We start from the raw sequence: 1,322 nt of genomic DNA, 5'->3' as shown, positions 1-1,322 counted from the left end.
GTGAACCGCCCCGGGTTGATCGGAGGCTCCAACTCCTGAGAAGGTGGAGCCATGACAAGCAAGACGACCAACAAGTTCTCTCCCGAGGTCCGAGCCCGTGCGGTGCGGCTGGTTCTGGATCACGAAGGCGAGCATGCCTCGCGGTGGGCGGCGGTCTCGTCGATCGCCGCCAAGATCGGCTGCACGGCGCAGACGCTGCATGAGTGGGTGAAGAAGGCCGAGCGCGACAGTGGCGTGCGAGCCGGTGTGCCTACGGATGTGGCGACGAAACTCAAGGCTTTGGAACGCGAGAACCGCGAGCTTCGCCAGGCCAACGAGATCCTTCGCAAGGCTTCCGCGTATTTTGCCCAGGCGGAGCTCGACCGCCGGTTCAAGCCATGATCGCGTTCATTGACGATCACCGCGAGGCGCATGGGGTCGAGCCGATCTGCAAGGTGCTGCCGATCGCCCCGTCGACCTACCACGACCATGTCGCCAAGCGCATCGATCCCTCCCGGCTGTCGGCTCGGGTGAAGCGGGATGAGGCTTTGAAGGATGAGGTCCGACGCGTGTTCGAGGCTAACTTCCGCGTCTACGGCGTTCGCAAGATCTGGCGGCAGTTGCAACGCGAGGGCTTCGATGTCGCCCGCTGCACGGTTGCCCGCCTGATGAAGGCCATGGGCCTCGAAGGCATCATCCGCGGCAAGCCGATCCGCACCACGGTGAGCGACAAGGCGGCACCATGCCCTCTCGATCACGTCAATCGCCAGTTCCATGCCCCGGCGCCGAACATGCTGTGGGTCTCCGACTTCACCTACGTCGCGACCTGGACGGGCTTCGTCTATGTCGCCTTTGTCATCGACACCTATGCGCGAAGGATCGTCGGCTGGCGGGTGAGCCGGACGGCGCATGCCAGCTTCGTTCTGGACGCTCTGGAACAGGCTCTCCATGATCGGCGGCCCGTGCAGGGAGGCGGGCTCATCCATCACAGCGATAGAGGCAGCCAATACGTCTCCATCAGATACATCGAGCGCCTGGCGGAGGCCGGCGTCGAACCTTCGGTGGGCAGTGTCGGCGACTCTTACGACAATGCTCTCGCCGAAACGATCAACGGTCTTTACAAGGCCGAGGTGATCCATCGACGCGGACCCTGGCGCTCATTCGAGGCCGTCGAGTTCGCCACGCTCGAATGGGTCGACTGGTTCAACAATCGCCGGCTGCTGGAGCCCATCGGCAACATCCCGCCGGCCGAAGCCGAGGAACGCTACTACGCCATGTTGGATGAACCAGCCATAGCCGCGTGACTCGAACGAAACGGCCTCCGGAAAACCCGGGGCGGTTCA

Annotated in this window: 1 protein-coding gene and 1 other annotated feature; the gene reads left to right on the top strand. The window is 63.5% G+C overall.

Annotated elements, in window-relative coordinates; translation table 11 throughout:
• Positions 1 to 51 precede the first annotated feature (51 nt).
• Positions 52 to 1,283 (top strand): IS3 family transposase gene (locus tag NKI19_RS32680; protein WP_352567713.1). Its coding sequence is split into 2 segments (ribosomal slippage): positions 52 to 343 and positions 343 to 1,283, totalling 1,233 coding nucleotides; the frame shifts between segments, so codons are not numbered across the junction.
• Positions 336 to 452, top strand: a sequence feature (AL1L pseudoknot). Its footprint overlaps the gene before it by 117 nt.
• Positions 1,284 to 1,322: the final 39 nt, after the last annotated feature.

The sequence above is a fragment of the Mesorhizobium sp. M0751 genome (genome assembly GCF_040320265.1).
GTDB lineage: Bacteria > Pseudomonadota > Alphaproteobacteria > Rhizobiales > Rhizobiaceae > Mesorhizobium.
The sequence above is the reverse complement of the archived record's forward strand: the minus strand, read 5'-3'. Positions and strand labels throughout refer to the sequence as shown.